The following is a 16,863-nucleotide window of genomic DNA, read 5'->3' as shown; positions in this document are numbered from 1 at the left end:
TTCGACGGATTCCGGTATAATTAACAAACACAGGAAGGAGCTGATTCCCATGCCCGACCACGGCATTTTTGAAAAAGTGGAGATATACGGAGCTGTCCCGGGCTTCATCATCCGGCACACCAGGCCGGGAAGCCAAATTGTCAAAAGCCATTGGCATCCGGAATTGGAGATCAATACAGCTTTTGAAGGCTCCTCGCGCTTTTTTATCAACGGCCGGGTGGAAGATGTGACACCTCAGCACATTGTGCTGGTCAATAGCCGGGAGGTCCACTCCTCCATCCCCTATTTCGCCACAGACGGCTTTGCCATCACCGGCATCACACTGCAAATCAGCTACTCCTTCTTAAAAAGCCTGATCCCCAATTTCGATACATGCTATTTCGTCCTCACAGAGGAGGCTAATACGAAAATTCAATCCCTGATCCTTGCGCTTAACGAGTGGTATGAGCAGGAGGATACTCCCTTCCTGTCAGTGCTTGTCCTCCGGCAGATCTGCGAGATTGTCTATGTCCTGCTCACCCAGTGCTGCCAGGAACGGGACCGGGCCAAAGACAGCACCTCTCAGGAGCCCTTTCGAAAGCTGGAGGGGATCCTGACTTACATTCATGACCATTACAGCGAGCCCCTGAACACCGCCCAGATGGCGCAGCAGTTTTTCTTCTCGAAAGAGTATTTCTGCCGCTTTTTCAAAAAGTATACGGGAGCCACTTTCTCCCAATACCTAGCCAAATACCGGGTTCTTCAGGCAGAGCAGCTGCTCGCTCAGACATCCAAAAAAATCTCGGAAATCGCCCTGGAAACGGGCTTTGCCGATGAAGGCAGCTTTATCCAATGTTTCCGAAAATACTATGGCTGTACCCCTCGAAATTATCGAAAAGAAATTACCCAAAATCCATTTTTTCGGCAAGATTAGTCAATTTCTCCCTAAAGAGCAGTCAATTCCGCCATATTTTCTCAACTCTCCCCGTGGTATTCTAATAGTATAGCTGCAAGCGGAGTGCGCGCACCGCCTGCCGCATTTCTTCGACTTGGAGGATTGAAAAAATGACAGAAAAGAAACAAGATAAGCTCCCTGTGTCGCAAATGATCGGCTTTGCCCTCAACGGCTGCGGATCCAGCTGCATTGCCGGCATTATGGGCGGCTTCCTCACCATCTATTTGACGGACAACCTGCTGCTTTCCATGGGCTTCATCACCGCCATGATGACCGCTGCCCGGATCATCAACGCCGTTACAGAAGGCCTGAGCGGCTTCCTCATTGACATGACTCACACCAAGATAGGTAAGGCCCGCCCCTGGATCCTGGGCACCGCTTTTTTTGTGGCCCTGCCCGTGTTCCTGATCTTTAACACCCCTACCAGCTTCAGCCCCACCGGGCGGATGATCTGGGTGTTTGTAAACTACCTGCTCCATGTAGCTGTGTTCGGCGCCGTTATCAGTGTCGCCACCGCCACCCTGCTCATCAAGATAACTTCCAACTCTGTGGAACGAGCAAAGGTCACTAACTTGGGCGGCCTTTTGGGACAGATCTCCAACTTGATCGTTAGTGCCTACGGCGTGCCGGTGCTTATGTATTTTGGCGGCTATGAAAAAGGCTACTTCGGTCTGAGCCTGATTTTCTGCTCCATTGGCTTTATCCTGCCCTTCCTCACCGGCATTATCTGCCGAGAGACCCCGGAGGTGTGGGCCGAAGCCGCCCAGCAGCTCAGCGCGGCCCGGAAGCGCCCCTCCTTGCCCGTCAAAACCCAGCTGAAGTATGTCTTTGGCTGCAAATACGCCCTCCCGCTGTTTGGTATGTTCCTCACTTACAACTTTGCCGGTATGATTTTCGGCTCTATGGCCATCTACTTCCTGCGAGACGTACTGGGCGATGCCGGCTACATGACCCAGATCAGCTATGCAAAGCTGGTGCCTGGTATCCTCTGCTGCCTGTTTGGCATTGTACCTATTGCCAATGCCAAGCTGGGCAAGCGAAAGGTGCTTGTGCTGGGTTCCATGTTCCAGGTGGTGGGCTACGCCTTGATGATCGTCCCCAACTTGGTCTTCGTCTTGATTGGCAATGCGGTGTATGGCATTGGCAGCGCTTTCTTTGGTGTGCTGCTGGGCACCGCTACCGCCGATGTGGCTGACTACATCAACTTAAAAAACAAAACCGACCTCTCCGGCCTTTCCACCAGCATCGCCCAATTCGGCATGCGGTTTGGAATGCTCCTGGGCAGCGTGGGCGTGGCGGCTGTGCTGGCCATTGGCGGCTACAGCGGCGAAGCGGCCAACGCAGGCCTGGCCCAGTCCTCCTTCACCCGTGTGATGGAGACTGTGGGCTACGCCGTAATCCCCCTGGTGTGCAGTATTTTGCTGGTGCTGTTCAGCAGCCGGATGGATGCCGACAAAGAGGTGGCCAACATGAGAAAGGAAGGGGCGGAATAACTTGGCAGACTTATTCGACCGTTTCTACTTACCGGAGGACGTGGGCATTTCCTCTATCGCCGTCGCGAACTTCCTGCAGGAGTGTGACAAGATCCACTACAAGCTGCGCACGCTCCACATCATCCGCCACGGGAAAGCCGTGGTGGAGGCCGCCCGCTATCCCTTCCGGGCCAGCGATAAGCGGCTGGTGTACTCGGTGAGCAAGACCTTCACCTCCACAGCCATTGGATTCGCCGTGCAGGAGGGTCTTGTGAATGTGAACGATCCGCTGCTGGACTATTTCCCGGAATGCAAAGACCTAGACATGGACCCCCGAGCAAGGGAGATCACCCTGCGGGACGTGCTGACCATGAGTACCGGCCATGAACGGGACACCGTAGGGGATATGTGCAACAGCGAGGGCACCCCTTGGCCGGAAATCTTCTTCACCCGGAAAATGGCTTACGCGCCGGGGGAACATTTTGTGTACAACTCCGGCGGCACCTATATGCTCTCGGAGGTCATCAGCCGGACAACGGGTAAGAGCCTGTTTCAGTGGTTGCAGGAGAAGCTCTTTGAACCCCTGGGAATCACCGACGTGAGCTGGGACGTCAACGGCAAAGTAAACACCGGTGCTTGGGGATTGCTTATCGCCCCCAGGGATCTGTGCAAGGTGGGCGTACTCTACCTGAACAAGGGCCTATGGAATGGCCAGCGGCTCCTTTCGGAAGAGTGGATTGATGAGGCCACCGCTCCTCACGTCCCCACCCTGGGACAGGGCTGCGCCGGCTGGGGCCAGCGGTACGGCTATCAGATCTGGGAAAACAGCCCCGGCAGCTACCGGGCGGACGGCGCTTTTGGTCAGTATATTATGGTGTTTCCACAAAAGGACATGGTCATCGTCACCACAGCGGAAGAAATCGACGGTACCCGGGTCTTCCCTCTGGTGGAACAATACCTGCTTGCGAACTTGACAGATCCCCAAAAGGGGCGGGATGCTTGGGCCTATGAGCATTTGCAAAAGGTACTCTGCCAATGGGAAGCCCCTGCTGTGTATGAGCCAAGCTCCTCCTATTTGCAGGCCTTGCTGCAGGACAAGACATACCTCTTAAAATCAGTGGACAGCCAGGAGCAGCACCGGCTTCGGCTGCAGCTGGCAAACAGTCGGCTGGCCATTGCCGTGGACGGCATCCAGTCTCTGGAGAGCTCCTGCGTAACGGATCGGCACGGGGAGACGACCTTTGCCATTGAGATCCCCAGCAACAGCCCCCTGCGGGGGCCGGAACAGCGCTCCCGGGCCTGGTCCTACTCTGCCCACCACACCTGGGTGGACCAGGATACCCTGCTGCTCACAGTCTGCTGGCGGGAAACAGGCCATTACCAGACCTGGAAATTCCAATTCGATGGGGAGAAGCTCTTCCTGTGGGTCACCGACGGGGTGAAAGGGATGTTCCAGCTCTTTGGCGCCACCAGCGACCGGAACGTGTGCTTCCGGGACAGGGTGTTCGTCGGGGAAACGCAAAAGTAATCTTGCTTCGAGCAGGCAGCGTGAAAAGCGCTGCCTGCTTTTTTGATAACTTCTCCACTGCTGCGGTTTTATGCTATAGCTTGCTGCTCACGCTTTCTTTATCACGGTGCCCGAAAAGCAGTTGATTTTTTCCACAAAAAGTGTATACACAAAATTGAATATGGCAAGGTGATTTTTGTCCCAGCAGTCTGCGGGAAAGATAGGAGAGAATAAGGGTATGCAAGAAAAGCGAGTTGCGAAAAAAGGTCAGCAAGGCCAAGGGGATAACGGCTAAGCTTGTTTCGGCAATTGTTATTAGTGTTGTCCTGGCAGTGTCGGCGCTGCTTGTGGTAGTCTATTCCAGAGTGTCTGACGCACTCTTGACAAAAAGTGAAGAGCTGCTTCAAGCCACTACAGGTAAGACTATCCAAGAGACCAGCGCGTGGATGAAAAGGACCCTTACAATGCTGTAAACACAGCGGGATACCATCGAATACGGAGATATGGACATCCCGGAGTTGGAGGCATACATCAAGCACACAGTGGACCAGAACGAAGCCTACCCCGCCGGGCTGTACGTGGCCCTGACGGATGGCTCCCTAGAGGCAGCCAGGGCCGGTGAAGCCGGCAAGGGCTTTGCCGTGGTAGCGGAAGAGGTGCGTTCTCTTGCCAGCCGGTCTGCGGAGGCTGTCCGGGAAACAACGGTCCTGCTGGGTGAAACCGTTGGCTCTATAGATGAGGGGACCAGGGCCACGCAGGAGACTTCGGAGTCCATGTTAGCAGTGGTTACCCATGCTGACGAGATGAGTGGGCTCATCGACAGTATTGCTGAAAACACCAGCCGCCAGGCGGAGGGCGCCGCAGAGATTGCCATGGCATAGAGCAGATCTCAAGCGTGGTGGACAGCAACGCGGATAACGCCCAGCGCAGCGCCGCAGCCAGCGAAGAGCTGTCCGGCTAGGCGGAGATGCTGAAAAACCTGGTGGCTACCTTTAAAATAAGGGGCGCGGAAAACCGGCTGTTGTATGCCCGTTAATGCTTTTTCCACATCCACTCCAAAACCACGTGCCGAGGGTTCGAATCCTTCTGCCCCTGCCACGCCAAAAGACCTATCGGAATTTCCGATGGGCTTTTACTTTACAAAAAATCGGAGACATTCCCGTTTTTATCGTTAAAAAAGGGAGCCTGAACGCGGTTTTCATGCGCGCAGGCTCCTTTTCCGTTAGAATTTAGATATTCAGTGTTTTTGCGATGACAGTGAGCAGCTCACGGGTGTGGTCGGCGCTGTGCTCCCAGTACATGACGCCGAGCATGCCTTTTTCCTTGACGTACTCACACTTGCGGCGGATGGCTTCGGGGGATTCGAAGCTGATGAACGTTTCGCCGTTCCAGAGATATGCGGCTTCAGCGTCCTCGTCCCAATATTCCGTGTAGTTATGCTTGCGGCGGAACTCCTCGGTGAGACCGTCGTAGTTTGGGCCGTACATACCGGCACTGGCTTCCTGCAGGAGGCCGTTGTTGACGTTTGCGGCGCCCGTGTAGTGGCGGCAGTAGAACGCTGCACCGACGACGAGCTTATTGTACGGCACACCGGCGTTGTAGAACAGCTCGACGATGTAGCGCGTGTTCGTATTGCTCGTATCGCCGCGGCTGGCACTGAGGGAGGCGTGGTGGCCGGCCTGATGCGTGAAGCCGTTGCGCATGTCGTAGGTCATGAGCTGCACGTAATCGACAATCTCGGCGACCTTGTCCATTTCGGTGTTTTCCGGGAAATAATCACCTGCGCCGACAGCGGTGGAGACAATGCGGTTCATGCCAAGGGCGTCGCGCAGAGCTTGCAGGAGCTTTGTGTAGTTCTGTTTATCGCTCGAGTCACAGTCAATCTCGGCTTGGTCGCTGCATGGGTATTCCCAGTCGATATCGATGCCATCGAGGTGATACTCCTCCACGGCTTTGCGGCAGGACTCCGCAAATGCGCGGCGGCCTTCTTCGGTACGGGACATGAGGGAGAAGCCGCCCGCGCCCCAGCCACCGACGGAAAGCACCACGCGCAGAGCGGGGTTCCAATCGCGGAACTGCGGAATGAGATCGAGATGTGTCATCTGGTGCAGATCCAAAAGACCGTTTTCGCTGATGAGACCGAACGCAAGGTTCATGTGGGTGAGCTTCTGCACGTCTTCGCGTGTAACTTCCGGCAAACCGTCGTTGACGGCGTAGCCGATCGAATAATACTTCATGAAAATTCCTCCGAAAAATTGATAGGAAAACGATTTTCCTTTTTAATTATACCACTTTTCTTTCGTAGTAGATAGTAGTAAAATAAAGAAAAGCGAGGAAACTTTATGAAGTATGATTATAACGCATTGATGAAAGAAATCTACGAAGAAGTGCGTGTGCTGGGTATCCCGGTCTCGGGCAACATCGAGCCGGAGGTGCAGATCAACACGCGCGCAAAAAAGCGCTACGGTCGCTGTATGCGATTACATGGCGAAAAATATGAATATCGAATCGAGGTCTCTGCGTATTTGGAGGACAAGGACGAGAATTGTGTGCGCAGCGTTTTAGCGCATGAGCTTTTGCACACGTGCCCGCGCTGCATGAATCACAAGCTCCTTTGGAAGACATACGCAGGTAAGATGAACAACGCGTATAGCTACTGCATTACGGCAACGACGAAGGAAGCACTTGTGGAGTACGAGGAGAAACCGGTGAAATATATGCTGCAATGTACAAAATGCAAAAGGCAGTTTCCGCGCATGAAACTCACGGCAGTGGTGCAGCACCCGGAGCGGTACCATTGCGGCTGCGGCGGCAAGATCATTCGTCTGTTCTGATGACGATTCAAATAAATTAAAAGAAACCCGCATTCTGTACCGTTAAAGGCACAGAGTGCGGGTTTTGCAAATCAATGGGGGATAGCAAAAGGGAGACCTTCCGACGAAAATCTCCCTTGTACGCTGATATTAGATCTGCACGATCAGTCGCTGCTGAAGGGCAGGAGAGCGAGGTGACGAGCACGCTTGATAGCGACTGTCAGGCCACGCTGATGATGTGCACAAGTTCCCGTAACTCTTCTGGGGAGGATCTTGCCTCTTTCAGAAATAAAACGGCGAAGCTTGGCAACATCCTTGTAATCGATGTAATCCGCTTTGTCAACGCAGAAGCTGCATACTTTTCTGCGGCCCTTGCGACCACCGCGGCGATTATCTCTCTCCGGTCTGTCTGCCATTGCGAAAGCCTCCTTATCTTAGTCGTTGTTGGATCATCAGAACGGCAGGTCGTCGTCCCCGATGATCTCCTCGAAATCTCCGCTGTTACCACTTGAATAGGTGGGAGCGGGTTCGCTGTAAGCCGGGCGCTGCATTTCATTTCCGGCTGCGTTGTTACTTCCGTAATTATTGCCGTAAGACGGGGCAGAGGGGGCACCGTAATTTGCGCCGCTGTCACTGCGTTTGGAATCCGCAAAATTGACATCGTTCGCAACAATCTCGGTCGCCTTGCGCTTATTGCCGTCCTTATCTGTATATGTGCGCGTCTGAATGGAACCGTGAACTGCCATCATCTGGCCCTTGCGGAAGTATTTGCACACAAAATCCGCAGTGCTGCGCCAAGCGACAACATCAATGAAATCAGCCTGACGTTCTGTGCCGGACTTAACATAGGAGCGGTCTACCGCCAGCGTGAAGCTGGTAACGGCAACATCGCTCGGGGTGTGGCGAAGCTCAGGATCGGCAACCAGTCTGCCCATAACAACTGCAACATTCAACATAGGTAACAACTCTCTTTCGTTTCAAAAAACTTACTCAGCAGCGGACTCGTTTGCTTCGACAGCCTCGGCTGCAACAGCTTCAACGTCGATCGGCTTCGGCTCAGCGGCTTTACGCGGCTTTGCAGCAGCGGTTGCAAAACGGGGATCCTTCTTCACGATGATGGAACGGAGAACGCCGTCAGTGATCTTATAGCGTCTGTCCAGCTCAGCGGTGAAGTCCGGCGTGCTCTCGAAGTTTACGAGGGTGTAGTAGCCTTCGGTTTCCTTGTTGATCGGATACGCGAGTCTTCTCTTACCCCACTCGTCAACGCTCTCGACAGTGCCGTGCTTTGCAATCAATGCCTTGAACTTTTCGACCAGCTCTGCATTACCTTCCTCACCGAGCTTTGCGGAGAGAACGATAACGGTCTCGTACTTGTTCTTTACTACCTCTGTCATGGTTTGCACCTCCTTTTGGACTTTGGCCCCGTACTTTTAAACGGAGCAAGGATTGTCATTTGTGTTACACAAAACGCATAAGCACAAACTAACAAAAGTATTATAACATAAAAATCCGCAAAGTCAAGAAAAATCTTGGAACTCGGCGGATTTTTGGAAAATCAAATTTGATATAGGCACTTTGTGAAGTTGGCTGACTTTACAAAGCAAATAAACTTTACATACGTGTAATGCAAATTGACTTTATGCTCAAAGCGTTTTGGCAAGCTCTTTAAGGTAGGCGCGGAAGCTTTCGCCAATCTCGGGGTGCTTTAAGGCGACTTCTACCTGTGCCTGCATGACGCCGAGCTTATTGCCCATATCGTAGCGCTTGCCTGTGAAATCGACGGCGATCATGCTTTCGGTGCGGGCAAGCTCACACATGGCATCGGTGAGCTGAATTTCGCCGCCGGCACCGGGTGCGGTGTGGGCGAGAATGTCAAAAATCTGCGGCGGCAATACGCAGCGGCCGAGGATGGAATAAAGCGACATAATCTTATCCTTACTCGGCTTTTCAATCATATCGGTGCAGGTGAACCAGTTGTCGTGCAGAGGCTCTACCTTGAGGGAGGAGTAGCGCTGAATGGCTTCTTCGCTGACCTCTTTCACGCCGACGATACCCTTGCCGGTCTCGTTATAAGCGCGGATGAGCTGGCCACAGGCGGGATCTTCGCCGAGGATGACGTCATCGCCGTAGAGAACGGCGAACGGCTCATCGCCGACAAATGCTTTGGCGCAGGAGATGGCGTGACCGAGACCTCGCGTCTCTTTCTGGCGGATGTAGGTGATGTTTGCAAGGTGCGCAAGGTTCACAACTTCATCGTACACTTCTTTTTTTCCGCTTGCGAGCAGACGCTCCTCAAGCTCCGGGGCGCGGTCGAAATGATCTTCCATGATGGATTTGCCGCGGTTTGTGATGATGAGAATATCCGTAATGCCGGCGCGGACCGCTTCCTCCACAATAAACTGGATAGCGGGCTTATCCACAATGGGCAGCATTTCCTTGGGCATCGCTTTCGACGCCGGGAGCACGCGTGTGCCGAGGCCTGCTGCGGGGATGACGGCTTTTCTGACGGTTTTCATAAATCAATACCTCCAAATATACTTCCTATTTTCCAAATGTGTTTTATTTTAAACGACATTACCGCGTGAAGCCGTAAGCGGTAATGTCGCTTTTAAGCTGGAATCAAGTCAAAAAGAGCGGGATCCAACGCAGGATCATGTAGCAGGCGAGCAGGCAAAACGTTACGACAACGTTCACGCCGCCGCGTGCGGTGTATTCTGCGGAAAGGTCGGTTTCCGTATTGCTGACGCTTTTAATCTCCTGCACGGTGCGGACGCAGTGATTTAAATACATGCGGTTTGCGCGCACGCCGACGAAGATCATAATGCCGAGCATCAGGGCGCTGCACAAAAGCGGCAGGCAGAACAAAAGATACTGTGAGGGGTTATCCATCAAGTACTGCGAAAGCAGGTTTGCAAGCTGCACGTAGCTGAGATCCGACGAAGACACGCCGGCGTTATCGATGACGTGCGTCGTGATGGGGTTGACGACGAAACACGAGAGCATCAGGTTCGCGATATATAAAAGGAACATGAGCGTCGTGGTGATGATGCCCGCCTTGTACTGCTTGCGATACAGGAGCCAGCCGCCGGAGAACAGGAACGCGCTGAAATTGAACTTGCTGCGCCCGAAGGACTTGATGCTGCGGAACACAGAAAGGTAATACGCCGTATTCTGCTGCACGACCTTGCTCACGTCGCCGTAGGTGACGTTATCCGCAACAAATTCTGCGGGATTTGCGCCGCCCATGGGGTCGAACGCGAACGGCACGCCGCCAAAGCCGCGGCTCTGATAGTTTGCGTTGTTTTGCGGCGGGGGATAACTGCCGTACGGGTTATTGTAATTGTTATAGCCGTTCGGATTGTTCGCGTTATTCGGATTTTGCTGCGTGTTGTAGCCCGTGTTGCGGTGTTCATCCGGCGCGCCGGTGAGGGAAGCGCCGCAGATGTTGCAGAACAGCGCGCTGTGGGCGTTTAAGGTGCCGCAGTTCGGGCATTCCTTGTCTTTAAGCTCACTGGCCGTGTTCGGCGCGTCCGGCGGAACAGGCGGCGCCCAAGTCTTGCCGCTTTCGTGCAGATCTGTGAAAATGCACGCACCTTTTTCTTTATAGCAGCCTCTGTGGTACGGTGCACCGCAGACCGGGCAAACGACGATATCGTCATTTTCCGTAAACGGCTTGTCGCACACGGGACACTTGATGCCTTTGTAGTCCAAAACAGAACCTCCAAAATTCGGTTGGCAATATTCGAAAGACGGTCAGAATACTGCCAGAATTATTTTCTTATTCATATAATACTACAAAATGCCCGCAATCGCAATGCAAAGCGTGCAAATTTTCAGACTGTTAATAATTCAGCGAGAAAACGAAGTAAAACTTCAAGAAAGGCAAATATAAAGATTTCAGCGAAACCGTGCGTTTTCCCGCATTTTTTCTATTTACAAACGGCGGGTTATCTATTATAATAAACAGAGATTTGCGCACATTTAAGCTGAACGCCGCCGTGAAATGTTTGAAGGCGGGTTTGGACGGATATTTTTGAAAGGTAACGAAAACGTATGTTGCAATATGAAGTATTAAAACATGAACTGAATGAAAAGCAGGCGGCGCTGGATGAATTGAAGGACGCGCTGGGCCTTGAAAGACTGCGTGAAGAAGTGGAGATGCTGGAAAACAAGGCGGCGGAGCCGGGCTTTTACGACAACATGGAATCTGCACAGAAGATTTTGCAGAAGACTGCTGCGTTAAAGCAGAAGGACGAGACGTACCTGAACCTTGTTTCCCGCTGCGAAGATACGCTGACGCTCATTGAAATGGGCAATGAGGAAGAAGACCTTTCTCTTTTGCCGGAGGCACAGGAGGAAGTGGAGGCCATCGGCAAAGAGATTGAGACGATGCGTCTGACAACGCTTCTCACCGGCGAATATGACAGTAAGAACGCGATTTTGACGTTCCATGCGGGTTCCGGCGGCACGGAGGCGCAGGACTGGGCCGAGATGCTGTTCCGTATGTACAACCGTTGGGGTGAGCGTCACGGCTTTAAGGTTTCTACGCTCGATTACCTTGAGGGCGACGAAGCGGGCCTGAAAAGCGCTTCCATCCTTGTCGAGGGCGAAAATGCTTATGGCTTTTTGAAGAGTGAAGCGGGTGTTCACCGTTTGGTGCGCGTCTCGCCGTTCGATTCCGCAGGCCGCCGCCACACCTCATTCTCCTCTCTGGAGGTTATGCCGGAGATTGACGAGGACCTCAGCGTGGAAATCAACCCGGACGATATTAAGATGGAAGTGTACCGTGCGAGCGGTGCGGGCGGACAGAAGGTCAACAAGACCTCTTCGGCTGTGCGTTTGATCCACATTCCGACGGGTATTGTCGTTTCCTGCCAGGTGGAACGCAGCCAGTACCAGAACCGCGACGTGGCTATGAAAATGCTTATCTCTAAGCTCGTTGAGATCAAGGAACGTGAACACCTTGAAAAAATCTCCGACATTAAGGGCGAGCAGAAGGAGATCACGTGGGGCAGCCAGATCCGCTCCTACGTCTTCATGCCGTACACGCTCGTAAAGGATCACCGCACGGGCTGCGAAAAGGGCAACATCAGCGCGGTGATGGACGGCGACCTTGATGATTTCATCACTGCGTATCTGAAGGCGCTCAGCCAGGGTACGCTCGGCGAGAACATCGAATAAATTTAGATTTGATGAGGTGTAATTTGGTAAGATTTGCAACAGTAAATGATGCAGAGCAATTAAAAATCTTAAATAACGAATTTAATGGTGAGGGCGAAACAAGCATAGACAATATTAGAAATTCCCTTATGAATAATAAACAGGAAGTTGTTATCGTTGCTGATGAAGATGATATGTTAGTTGGATTTGTTTGTGTTCAGCTTAAAAAATCGTTCTGCTATGATGAATATATGCCTGAAATTACAGAAGTGTATGTTAAACCAGCATACAGAAAAAGAGGCTTAGCGAGTGGGATGATTACTTTTGCAGAGGCTTATTGTAGTAAGAATTATCCACTTGACAAATATGAACTTCTAACAGGACAAGAAAATCTTGTTGCACAAACTGTATATAATAAACTTGGATATGTAGATGATAATGAACTTCATTTATCAAAACGAGTTAAGAGATAGTCAAATTCCAATTTTGTAAATTTGGGCAGCGTCTTTCGCGGGCGCTGCTCTTTTTTGCAGAATTTTTGCAGAGATATATGTTTTTTTGCGAAAGAAGACCTTTCTTTTTTCGGACAAGTGTGGTAAACTTAATCACGGTATCGCACAAAACGATTTGTGCGTGCCGTATGGATCCGGCCAAAATTTCTATTACACATTGGCCGAACGACCGCTGACTCTCGCTTCAAAACTCATGAGCGGGAAAAACGCAGCCCCACGCATAACGCGTGTGATCGCTGAATCGTGCAGATGGCATGGTAGAAAGGATGGTACTACATGAGTACAAACAACACGAAAGCATTTGAAACGTATGAATCCGAAGTTCGCTCTTACTGCCGTAACTTCCCGACGGTCTTTGTCAAGGCGAAGGGCTCTATCCAGACGGATGAGAACGGCAAGGAGTATATCGACTTCTTTTGCGGCTCCGGCGCACTGAACTACGGGCATAACAATCCGTACATCAAAGAGAAGGTCGTTGAATATTTGCAAAACGACGGCGTGATGCACGCGCTTGACATGTACACAAAACCGAAGCGCGAATTCATCGAATATTTTGAAAATGAAGTCATTCGCCCACGCGGCTTTGACTATAAAATTCAGTTTGTAGGCCCGACTGGCACAAACGCGGTGGAAGCGGCCTTGAAGCTGGCTCGCAAGGTAAAGAAGCGCAACAATGTCTTTGCACTGATGGGTGCGTTCCACGGCATGACGCTGGGTTCTTTAGCGCTGACAACGAATGCGGACTCCCGCAAGGGCGCAGGCGTGCCGCTTTACAACGTGACGCACATTCCGGCACCGTATATGTTCCCGGAGCTCGACACCGTAGCGTATATGGAACGCCTGATCACGGACGACCACTCCGGCGTGGAGAAGCCGGCGGCGATCATTTTGGAAACGACGCAGGCGGACGGCGGCATTTATGTGCTGCCCGATGAGTGGCTGCGCCGCGTGCGCGCACTGTGCGACAAGTACGACATTTTGATGATTGTCGATGACGTGCAGGTGGGTGCTTCCCGTACCGGCTGGTTCTTCTCGTTTGAGCGCGCAGGCATCACGCCGGACATCGTGACGCTCTCGAAGTCCATCGGCGGCTACGGCATGCCGTTTGCGCTGACGCTGTTGCGCCCGGAGCTTGACCAGTGGAAGCCGGGCGAGCACAACGGCACATTCCGCGGCTATCAGCTGTCTTTGGTCGCAGCGAAAGCGGGCCTGGAGTTCATGCTGAACGAGCACGTGGAAGACGCGGTTCGTGAGCGTGCGCCGTTCGTGGAGAAGTTCCTCAAGGAGAACATTGAGACGATTGACAGCCGCATCACGACACGCGGCATCGGTTTGCTGTGGGGCGTGGATTTCGGCGCGTTTGAGGGCGATGTTGCGAAGACAGTCATCCACAAGGCGTTTGAAAACGGCCTCATCGTGGAGCGTGTAGGCCGCCGCGATTCCGTTGTAAAGATCATGCCGGAGCTGAAGGTGCCGATGGATACGCTGGAAAAGGGACTCAATATTCTGGCGAAGTCCATTCGTGAGGTTGTTGGCGAGCTGAAATAACTTAAAATTTATCTCAAAAAAGAGATCGGGCTTTGTGCGCGGTCTCTTTTTGCATAGATTACATTTTGCTGTGCAGGATAAACAAAAACAGCTTGCAAAATGTGCGAAGCAGTGGTATGATAAGCGCAAATAGATTTTGGAAAGGAAGCGTATTGTTGTGCAGAAATTCAGTGAACTTCCGTATACCCGACCGGACATTGCTGCGGCAGTGGAGGAATATAAGCGGTACAGCGAGGCATTTAAGGCAGCAAAGACCTTTGTGGAAGCGAAAAAGGTGTTTTTAGACGCTGAAAAGCTCGACACGCACTTGTCTACGATCGCGTCGCTTTGCAGCATCCGCAACACGATGAACACGACAGATGAATTCTACGAAGCGGAAATGGCGTACCTGAACGAAAATCTGCCGAACCTGATCCCGGCGGAGAAGGCGATGAAGGAAGACATTGTGAACGGCCCGTTCCGTGCGGACTTTGAAAAGGAATACGGTGCGCATTTCATCGCGGTTTTGGAAAACGACCTCAAGACGCAGGACGAGCGCATTATCCCGGAGCTTGTGAAAGAATCGGAGCTTTCCGTGGAGTATTCCAAGGCTGCGGCTTCCTGCAAGGTGGATTTTCGCGGCGAGACCTGCAACTTCTACGGTCTTTTAAAACATATGGAGAGCACTGACCGCGAGGAGCGCAAAGAAGCGTTTGAAAAGTGGGCGAACCTTTACGAGGGCGTTTCCGACAAGCTCGATGAGTTGTACGATAAGCTCATCGAAGTGCGCGTGGAGATGGCGAAGAAGCTCGGCTATGACAATTACACCGAGCTTGCGTACCGCAATATGGGCAGACTGGACTACACGCCCGAGCACGCGGAGAAGTTCCGCGAGCAAATCCGCACGGTTATCACGCCGGCGGTGGACCGCATGCGCAAGGCGCAGGCAAAGCGCCTCGGTTTGGATTCCGTCAAATACTACGATGAGAGTTTGACATTTGCAGGCGGCAACGCAGATCCCATCGGCGGCAAAGATTATATGGTGGGGCAGGCGACCGAAATGTACGGCGCGCTCTCGCCCGAAACAAAGGAATTCTTCGACTTCATGACGAAGTACGAGCTGTTTGACCTTGAGACGCGCCCGGGCAAGCACCTTGGCGGCTACTGCACATCTTTGCCGGAATACAAAGCACCGTTCATTTTCTCGAACTTTAACGGTACTTCTGCAGACGTGGACGTTTTAACGCACGAAGCCGGCCACGCGTTCCAGGCATATCTCGGCGAGCGCTTGATTCCGATCGGCGTTTTGCAGGGCTCTACGAGCGAGGTGTGCGAGATCCACTCGATGTCGATGGAGTTTTTCACCTACCCGTGGATGGATAAATTCTTCGGCGACCGCGCGGACGAATACCGTTATGCACATTTGTGCGATGCACTGGCCGTTATCCCGTACATGGCGTGCGTGGATGAGTTCCAGCACGAGGTGTACAAGAACCCGAAGCTGACGGCGAAGGAACGCCGCGGTGTGTGGCGCAGCATTGAGAAAAAATATATGCCGTGGCGCGATTATGACGGCAACGCATTCTTGGAAAACGGTGGTTTTTGGATGCAGAAGCAGCACATTTTCCTCTACCCGTTCTATTATATCGATTACGCGCTGGCGCAGATCTGCACATTCTTCTTCTATGACGAGATGAAGAAAGACCGCGAGAGTGCTTGGGCACGCTATTTGAAGCTGTGCAAAGCGGGTGGCACGCTGGGCTATTTTGATCTGCTGCATTATGCCGGCATTCCGGTGCCGTTTGAAGACGGCGCGGTGGAGAAAGCCGTGCGCGGCGTGATTGAAGAGATTGAATCCGCGAAGTATTAAAATAAATTATAAAAGCCGAACGGCGGGGAAAGTTCCGATGCCGTTCGGCTTTTTGCTTGCGTGCTAATTTTGTTTATTTTGCGGATTGAGCTTTTTCTTCATGCGGATGTCTTTACCGCGGAAGATCAGGCGGTCGTAGAATCCGATTATGCGCGAAGTGAAGCGCTCGTTGTAGCGCTTTTCGAGCTCCTGCATGGAGAGGTTTGTGCTGATGATGGTCGGCTTTTTCAGCGTGATGCGCGTATCAATCACATTGTAAATTGTTGCCGTGATGTAAGACGACGAGATTTCCATGCCGAGGTCGTCGATGATGAGCAGGTCGCAGTCGTTTAAAAGATCGAGCGTATCGCCACCGGATTCTTCAGTGCGGGTGAAGCGCTCGCGCTCGAGAGAAAGGGCAAAAGTCTGCGCCGTGCCATACACTACGCCGAACCCCTTATTGATGGCTTCTGCGGCGATGGCGAGGGAAAGGTGCGTTTTGCCGAGACCCGTAGCGCCTGTGAAAAACAGGTTGCCGCTGTCCTTTTTGAAGTTGTCTGCGTAGCGCCGGCAGAAGTCGTAAATGTTGCGCATTTGCTCGCGGTCGGAACGCTCGCCGTTTACGGAAACATCGGAATAATAGAGCAAGGAGAAATCCTCAAAGGACGAGAGCGTCAGCGGGGAGATGCGGTTTAGGTTTTCGTAGGCGATCTGCTTTAATAAACTGCGGTAACAGGAGCAAATGCGGCCGTCTACATAGCCGGTATCTTCGCAGCGCTTGCAGGTGTACTGCGGCTCGATGTCAGCGCGGGTGAGACCGTGCGCGGCGAGGAGATCGGCAAACTGCTTTTGCAGCGAAAGATTTTCATTTTTTAAAGCTTCCATGGTCTCTCGCGCGTTGCCGCTGCGCAAAACGGCCATAGCCGCCCGACTTGCTGTGGAAGCGATGCGTCTGCGCACGTCCTCCGCTTCGGGGCAGACGGCGTAGAAGTTCTCTAAGCGGCGCTGTGCGTTATCCTGCGCGGTGGTGCGACGTCTGTTTAATTCATTTTCAGCTTGCGTGTAGACCTGCCTTGCATATCCCATGGT

General features: G+C 52.6%; 14 protein-coding genes and 2 pseudogenes. 9 read left to right on the top strand and 7 right to left on the bottom strand.

The features are described 5' to 3' along the window. The first annotated feature begins 49 nt into the window (after nucleotides 1-49). The 4 genes and pseudogenes from R2K26_RS05410 to R2K26_RS05395 form a co-directional block, all read left to right on the top strand. Entirely contained in the window at nucleotides 50-913 is an 864-nt protein-coding gene (locus tag R2K26_RS05410) for an AraC family transcriptional regulator (RefSeq protein ID WP_316519115.1), read from the top strand. A 131-nt stretch (nucleotides 914-1,044) separates the two neighbouring features. Further along, the gene (locus tag R2K26_RS05405; protein WP_316519114.1) at nucleotides 1,045-2,427 is read left to right on the top strand and encodes an MFS transporter; all 1,383 of its coding nucleotides are present in this window, start codon (nucleotides 1,045-1,047) and stop codon (nucleotides 2,425-2,427) included. 1 nt (nucleotide 2,428) lies between these two features. Further along, nucleotides 2,429-3,934, top strand: a complete 1,506-nt coding sequence (locus R2K26_RS05400) for a serine hydrolase (protein ID WP_316519113.1) — start codon at nucleotides 2,429-2,431, stop codon at nucleotides 3,932-3,934. Nucleotides 3,935-4,503: 569 nt separating this feature from the next. Continuing rightward, nucleotides 4,504-4,794: pseudogene (locus tag R2K26_RS05395) on the top strand (methyl-accepting chemotaxis protein); the annotation flags it as partial. A 348-nt stretch (nucleotides 4,795-5,142) separates the two neighbouring features. On the opposite strand, the gene R2K26_RS05390 reads toward R2K26_RS05395, so the two are convergent. Next, nucleotides 5,143-6,150 carry a glycosyl hydrolase family 18 protein gene (locus R2K26_RS05390; RefSeq protein ID WP_316519112.1) on the bottom strand — a complete coding sequence of 336 codons (1,008 nt, stop codon included), beginning with the start codon at nucleotides 6,148-6,150 and terminating at the stop codon, nucleotides 5,143-5,145. Nucleotides 6,151-6,255: 105 nt separating this feature from the next. On the opposite strand from R2K26_RS05390, the gene R2K26_RS05385 reads away from it, so the two are divergent. Continuing rightward, entirely contained in the window at nucleotides 6,256-6,747 is a 492-nt protein-coding gene (locus R2K26_RS05385) for a sprT domain-containing protein (protein WP_316519111.1), read from the top strand. Nucleotides 6,748-6,890: 143 nt separating this feature from the next. Here R2K26_RS05385 and rpsR read toward each other — a convergent pair whose 3' ends face one another. The 5 genes and pseudogenes from rpsR to R2K26_RS05360 form a co-directional block, all read right to left on the bottom strand. Continuing rightward, entirely contained in the window at nucleotides 6,891-7,142 is a 252-nt protein-coding gene (gene rpsR, locus R2K26_RS05380; RefSeq protein ID WP_176820518.1) for a 30S ribosomal protein S18, read from the bottom strand. 36 nt (nucleotides 7,143-7,178) lie between these two features. Continuing rightward, on the bottom strand, nucleotides 7,179-7,682 hold the full coding sequence (locus R2K26_RS05375; protein ID WP_316519110.1) for a single-stranded DNA-binding protein: 504 nt from the start codon (nucleotides 7,680-7,682) through the stop codon (nucleotides 7,179-7,181). A gap of 144 nt (nucleotides 7,683-7,826) precedes the next feature. After that, nucleotides 7,827-8,120: pseudogene (rpsF, locus tag R2K26_RS05370) on the bottom strand (30S ribosomal protein S6); the annotation flags it as partial. A gap of 249 nt (nucleotides 8,121-8,369) precedes the next feature. Beyond that, nucleotides 8,370-9,242, bottom strand: a complete 873-nt coding sequence (gene galU / locus R2K26_RS05365) for a UTP--glucose-1-phosphate uridylyltransferase GalU (protein ID WP_316519109.1) — start codon at nucleotides 9,240-9,242, stop codon at nucleotides 8,370-8,372. A 103-nt stretch (nucleotides 9,243-9,345) separates the two neighbouring features. Beyond that, nucleotides 9,346-10,437, bottom strand: a complete 1,092-nt coding sequence (locus R2K26_RS05360) for an RING finger protein (RefSeq protein ID WP_316519108.1) — start codon at nucleotides 10,435-10,437, stop codon at nucleotides 9,346-9,348. A 342-nt stretch (nucleotides 10,438-10,779) separates the two neighbouring features. On the opposite strand from R2K26_RS05360, the gene prfB reads away from it, so the two are divergent. From prfB to R2K26_RS05340, 4 genes are all read left to right on the top strand, one after another. Further along, nucleotides 10,780-11,907, top strand: a complete 1,128-nt coding sequence (gene prfB / locus R2K26_RS05355; RefSeq protein WP_176820523.1) for a peptide chain release factor 2 — start codon at nucleotides 10,780-10,782, stop codon at nucleotides 11,905-11,907. Nucleotides 11,908-11,930: 23 nt separating this feature from the next. After that, nucleotides 11,931-12,359 (top strand): GNAT family N-acetyltransferase, encoded by a 429-nt coding sequence (locus R2K26_RS05350; protein WP_316519107.1) that lies wholly within the window; start codon nucleotides 11,931-11,933, stop codon nucleotides 12,357-12,359. A gap of 315 nt (nucleotides 12,360-12,674) precedes the next feature. After that, nucleotides 12,675-13,946: a diaminobutyrate--2-oxoglutarate transaminase gene (gene ectB, locus R2K26_RS05345; protein WP_316519106.1), complete on the top strand. Its 1,272-nt coding sequence runs from the start codon at nucleotides 12,675-12,677 to the stop codon at nucleotides 13,944-13,946. A 157-nt stretch (nucleotides 13,947-14,103) separates the two neighbouring features. After that, entirely contained in the window at nucleotides 14,104-15,795 is a 1,692-nt protein-coding gene (locus R2K26_RS05340) for a M3 family oligoendopeptidase (RefSeq protein ID WP_316519105.1), read from the top strand. Between the two features lie 63 nt (nucleotides 15,796-15,858). On the opposite strand, the gene R2K26_RS05335 is transcribed toward R2K26_RS05340, so the two are convergent. After that, nucleotides 15,859-16,860, bottom strand: a complete 1,002-nt coding sequence (locus R2K26_RS05335) for an ATP-binding protein (RefSeq protein WP_176820526.1) — start codon at nucleotides 16,858-16,860, stop codon at nucleotides 15,859-15,861. Nucleotides 16,861-16,863 lie beyond the last annotated feature (3 nt).

The sequence above is a fragment of the Neglectibacter sp. CSJ-5 genome, assembly GCF_032490475.1.
In the GTDB taxonomy this organism is placed as follows: Bacteria; Bacillota; Clostridia; order Oscillospirales; family Acutalibacteraceae; genus Hominenteromicrobium; species Hominenteromicrobium mulieris.
This window is presented reverse-complemented; position numbering and strand designations above follow the sequence as displayed.